The sequence below is a fragment of the Streptomyces thermovulgaris genome (assembly GCF_002155915.1).
GTDB lineage: Bacteria > Actinomycetota > Actinomycetes > Streptomycetales > Streptomycetaceae > Streptomyces > Streptomyces thermovulgaris.
Genome location: NZ_MUME01000283.1, coordinates 1 through 4,746 on the forward strand (window position 1 = coordinate 1; position 4,746 = coordinate 4,746).

Sequence of the window (4,746 nt, forward strand, 5' to 3'; positions counted from 1 at the left end):
GGCGGAGCTGGGCGAGCCGCCGGTGACGGGGGCGCCCGGGGACGTCACCGGGCGGTGACCCGGGACGGAAGCGGTCCGCCCGCCGCACGGACGGCGCGGCGGGCGGGTGTGCACACGGGTGCGGAGGCCGGGCTCACAGGTTGCCGCGGCGGGCCTGCTCGCGCTCGATCGCCTCGAACAGGGCCTTGAAGTTGCCCTTGCCGAAGCCCATCGAGCCGTGCCGCTCGATGAGTTCGAAGAAGACGGTCGGGCGGTCCTGGACCGGCTTGGTGAAGATCTGCAGCAGATAGCCGTCCTCGTCGCGGTCGGCGAGGATCTTCAGCTCGCGCAGGGTCTCGACGGGGACGCGGGTCTCGCCGACCCACTCGCCGAGGGTGTCGTAGTAGGCGTCGGGGGTGTCGAGGAACTCGACGCCGGCCGCCCTCATCCGGCGGACGGTGTCCACGATGTCGTTGGTGTTCAGCGCGATGTGCTGGACACCGGGGCCGTTGTAGAACTCCAGGTACTCGTCGATCTGGGACTTCTTCTTGGCGATGGCGGGCTCGTTGATCGGGAACTTGACCTTGCGCGTGCCGTCGGCCACGACCTTCGACATCAGCGCGCTGTACTCGGTGGCGATGTCGTCGCCCACGAACTCCTTCATGTTCGTGAAGCCCATGACCTTGTGGTAGAAGCTCACCCACTCGTCCATGCGGCCGAGCTCGACGTTGCCGACGCAGTGGTCGATGGCCTGGAACAGACGCTGGGCGGGCGGCTCGACGATGGGCTTCGCGGGCACGTAGCCGGGCAGGTAGGGGCCGTTGTAGCCGGTCCGCTCGACCAGGGTGTGGCGGGTCTCGCCGTAGGTGGCGATCGCGGCGAGGACGACGGTGCCGTGCTCGTCCTTCATCTCGTACGGCTCGGCCAGCGAGCGGGCGCCGTGCTCGACGGCGTAGGCGTGCGCGGCGCGCGCGTCCGGGACCTCGAGGGCGAGGTCGATGACGCCGTCGCCGTGCCTGGCCACGTGCTCGGCGAGGAAGTGGCCCCAGGAGGTGGAGGCCTTGATCACCGAGGTGAACACGAACCGGGCGGAGCCGCTCTCCAGGACGTAGCTCGCGGTCTCGCGGCTGCCGTTCTCCGGTCCGGAGTAGGCGACCAGCTTCATGCCGAAGGCGGTGGAGTAGTAGTGCGCCGCCTGCTTGGCGTTGCCCACGGCGAAGACGACCGCGTCCATGCCCTTGACCGGGAAGGGGTCGTCCTGCCGGCCGGTGGTGTCGGGGGTGTGGTGTGTGGTCTGCGTCATGCCCGAAGGGTCACCCGATCCCACAAGGTGCGCAATAGTTTGCGCATTCACTGAGCAATATGACCTGTGAAAGCCGCGTACCTAAGGGCTTTCTGTACAGGATGACCACTGAGGAGGGCGGGGGACATGGGGATCGACCGGCTGGACAGCCGCATCATCGTGCTGCTGGCGCGCGAGCCGCGCATCGGGGTGCTGGAGATGTCCCGGCGGCTGGGGGTGGCGCGCGGCACCGTGCAGGCGCGGCTGGACCGTCTGCGGTCGCGCGGGGTGATCCGCGGCTTCGGCCCGGAGGTGGACCCGGCGGCGCTCGGCTATCCGGTGACGGCGTTCGCGACGCTCCAGATCCGGCAGGGGCAGGGGGCGGCCGTACGGGCCCATCTGGCGTCGGTGCCGGAGGTGCTGGAGCTGCACACCACCACCGGTTCGGGCGACATGCTGTGCCGGCTGGTCGCCCGCTCGAACGCCGATCTGCAGCGGGTGATCGACCGGGTGGTGGGCTTCGAGGGGATCGTGCGCGCCTCGACGGCGATCGTGATGGAGAACCCGGTGCCGCTGCGGATCATCCCCCTGGTGGAGCAGGCGGCGGAGGAGTGAGCGCGGGCCGCCGGAGCACGGGAAGCACGATGCAAAGAATCCGTTGCAAAGGACTCTTTGCAACGATACCTTTGCATGCGTGGCCGACAACGACACCCCGAACATCCATGTGCTCGACGCCCGCAGCCTCCGCGGCCTCGCGCACCCCCTGCGCATGCAGCTGCTGACCGCGCTTCGGCGCGGCGGCCCCGCGACCGCCTCCCAGCTCGCCCAGAAACTGGGCGAGTCCAGCGGGGCGACCAGCTACCACCTGCGCCAGCTCGCCGCGTACGGCTTCGTCGAGGACGCGCCGGAGCACGGCAAGGGGCGCGAGCGCTGGTGGCGGGCGGCCCACCAGGGCGTACGGTTCGACGAGGCGCTGCTCAAGGACCCCGATCCGGCGGTCCGCGGCGCCGCCGCCCTGTTCATGCACGAGGTCGCGACCGTGCACGCCCAGGAGCTCTCCACCTTCGTCGGCACCGCGCACGACTGGCCCGAGGAGTGGAGCACCGCCTCGGACATGAGCGACTGGACGCTGCGGCTCACCCCCGAACTCGCCCGCGAGCTCAACGCGAGGATGCACGAACTCGTCGAGAGCTACCGGACGCGGACTCCCGAGGAGGGCACCGCCCGGGCCGAGCAGGTGCGCGTCCACATGCACCTCTTCCCCACCCGCACGGACTGAGAGGCCCGCCGATGCTTCCCGAGACCCATCTCGTCCTGCACCGGATCCGCGCCGCCGAACTCCACGCCCGCGCCGCCGCCCACCGGCGCGCGAGCGCGGCCGTCCGCCCCCGCGCTCTGCGGGCCCGCCTGGGCTGGACCCTGGTGGAGATCGGCCTCCGCCTGGCCACGACCGGCCCGCAACCGGCCTCCGCCGCCTAGGGGTTCCTCAGCAGCTGGGGACGGTCCCCTTCCCGGTGCGCAGGGCCACCAGGGAGTCGACGGCGCCCTTCAGCGTGGTCACCGGGATCAGCCGAAGACCTTCGGGCTGCTCGGCCCGGGCGGCGGCGCACTCGGCCTTCGGCACCAGGAAGACCGTGGCACCGTCCCGGCGGGCGGCCTGGGTCTTGAGGGCCACTCCGCCGACCGGGCCGACCTTGCCGTCGGCGGTGATGGTTCCCGTGCCGGCGATCGTACGGCCGCCGGTGAGGTCGCCGCCGTTGCCGTCGCCGTCGAGCTTGTTGATGATGCCGAGGGAGAACAGCAGGCCCGCGCTGGGGCCGCCGACGTCGGCGAGCCTCAGCGTCACCTTGACGTCCTTGTCGTGGACGCCGAGGTACTTCAGGGCCGCCCGGGTCGCCGCGTCCTGGGACTTGCGCATCTGCTCGGCGTTGTACCGCTCGATCTCCTTGAGGCTGTCGCCGCTCGGGTAGACCGCGTCGCGCGGCATCACCGCCCGGTCGGTGGCGAACCAGCCGTCGATCACGTCCTTCAGCGAGACATGGGTGTCCGGGCCGGTCGCCTCGATGGTCGTCATCCGCAGCTGCCCGCTCGTCCTCCGGGTGGGGGCGCCGGAGACGGTGATGACCGGAGTGCCCTTGTTCTCGCCGAGCACATCCGCCGTCATGCCCGGCTGTGCCACCGAGAACGGCAGCGGTGCGCACACCGCGGCGGCGATCAGAGCCGCGACGGGAAGCGCGCAGACGGTGAGGGCCCGGGGACGTGAGAGACGAGAGAGCACGACGTCAATCTAACCCGCCGCCCACGCACCCACTTCGCCCAGGACGGCCCAACGGCGCGCCGGGGTGCCGCCCGGACCGGGCCGTGCGCCCGGTCACCTGGGCGGCCCTCCGCTCAGCGCAGCGCCTCCGCGATCTCCCGTGCCGCGTCCACCACTCTCGGCCCCACCCGCTCCGGCACGCAGTCCGTCAGCATCACCACGCCCACGCTGCCCTCGATCCCCGTCACCCCGAGCAGCGGCGCCGCCGCTCCGCAGGCGCCCGTCTCGAGCTCTCCACGGGTCAGGGTGTAGCCGGGCTCCGCCATCGGGTGCCGCCGGGCCGCGAGAATCGCCTTGCCCGCCGCGCCCCGGTCCAGGGGGTGCCGGACTCCGGGCCGGTAGGCCACGTGGTAGTCGGTCCAGCTCGGCTCGACCACGGCGACGGCCAGCGCCTCCCCGCCGTCCACCAGGGTCAGATGCGCGGTCGCCCCGATGTCGTCGGCCAGCGACCGCAGCGCCGGCATCGCGGCCTCCCGCACCAGCGGATGCACCCGGCGGCCCAGCCGCAGCACCCCGAGCCCGACCCGGGCACGTCCTCCCAGGTCACGGCGCACCAGCGAGTGCTGCTCCAGGGTGGCGAGCAACCGGTACACCACGGTGCGGTTGACGCCCAGTTTCCGGGACAGCTCGGTGACGGTCAGCCCATGATCCGTATCGGCCAGCAGCTTGAGAACCCTGAGGCCGCGGTCGAGCGTCTGAGAGGTCTCCGCGGTCACGACGCCCACTCCTTAAGAGGTGAGGTCGGCGGCCCCTTCGCGCCGGGCGCGCGCCACCGAGTCCCATCGGTGACGCGCTCCAGGGGTCGCCGATCGGCCGGCGGTCCGGGCCGTCCCGGACTGAAGTCGCTTCACGGCTGCGCTCCGCGGCGGTGCTGCCACGGGGCGTGTGCGTAGCGGGACATTAGCGAAGCCGGTTCGCTGAGCGGAAGCCTCTGTCCAGAATCCGGTCACTGATCGTCACAGCCTGCTCACGTTTGTCCGGATCCGCTTGCTGACCTGCGCAAATCCTCACTCCGGGAGGTGCAGAAGTGCACGATCCTCGCGGGGCCCGGGGCGAGACCCGGGCCCCGCGAGGATCGTGCACTTCTGCACCTCCCCCGCGCGAGGATTTGCGCACGTCAGCAAGCGGATCCGGACAAACGTCAGCAGGCCGTGACGATCAGTGACCG

6 protein-coding genes are annotated in these 4,746 nt (G+C 71.3%); 3 read left to right on the forward strand and 3 right to left on the reverse strand.

What is annotated here, in order from left to right; translation table 11 throughout:
- Window positions 1–133 precede the first annotated feature (133 nt).
- Window positions 134–1,282, reverse strand: coding sequence for a 4-hydroxyphenylpyruvate dioxygenase (gene hppD, locus CCN35_RS21005; RefSeq protein WP_067388113.1), 1,149 nt, complete (start codon window positions 1,280–1,282; stop codon window positions 134–136).
- Window positions 1,283–1,408: 126 nt separating this feature from the next.
- Between hppD and CCN35_RS21010 the strand changes: the two genes are divergently transcribed.
- The 3 genes from CCN35_RS21010 to CCN35_RS21020 all read left to right on the forward strand — a co-directional run bounded on the left by CCN35_RS21010 (window position 1,409) and on the right by CCN35_RS21020 (window position 2,740).
- A complete protein-coding gene (locus CCN35_RS21010) occupies window positions 1,409–1,876 on the forward strand; it encodes an Lrp/AsnC family transcriptional regulator (protein ID WP_067388111.1) in 468 nt (155 codons plus the stop codon).
- 79 nt (window positions 1,877–1,955) lie between these two features.
- Window positions 1,956–2,540: an ArsR/SmtB family transcription factor gene (locus CCN35_RS21015; RefSeq protein WP_245863314.1), complete on the forward strand. Its 585-nt coding sequence runs from the start codon at window positions 1,956–1,958 to the stop codon at window positions 2,538–2,540.
- 11 nt (window positions 2,541–2,551) lie between these two features.
- Complete coding sequence (locus CCN35_RS21020) at window positions 2,552–2,740, forward strand: hypothetical protein (protein WP_067388106.1); 189 nt, start codon at window positions 2,552–2,554, stop codon at window positions 2,738–2,740.
- Between the two features lie 7 nt (window positions 2,741–2,747).
- On the opposite strand, the gene CCN35_RS21025 is transcribed toward CCN35_RS21020, so the two are convergent.
- Window positions 2,748–3,539 carry a S16 family serine protease gene (locus CCN35_RS21025; protein WP_067388104.1) on the reverse strand — a complete coding sequence of 264 codons (792 nt, stop codon included), beginning with the start codon at window positions 3,537–3,539 and terminating at the stop codon, window positions 2,748–2,750.
- A 113-nt stretch (window positions 3,540–3,652) separates the two neighbouring features.
- Window positions 3,653–4,294 (reverse strand): IclR family transcriptional regulator, encoded by a 642-nt coding sequence (locus tag CCN35_RS21030; RefSeq protein ID WP_067388102.1) that lies wholly within the window; start codon window positions 4,292–4,294, stop codon window positions 3,653–3,655.
- Between the last annotated feature and the right edge of the window lie 452 nt (window positions 4,295–4,746).

Coding starts and splice junctions, on each gene's coding strand:
- CCN35_RS21010 (WP_067388111.1), top strand. CDS start 1,409: ATGGGGATCGACCGGCTGGACAGCCGCATCATCGTGCTGCTGGCGCGC.
- CCN35_RS21020 (WP_067388106.1), top strand. CDS start 2,552: ATGCTTCCCGAGACCCATCTCGTCCTGCACCGGATCCGCGCCGCCGAA.
- hppD (WP_067388113.1), bottom strand. CDS start 1,282: ATGACGCAGACCACACACCACACCCCCGACACCACCGGCCGGCAGGAC.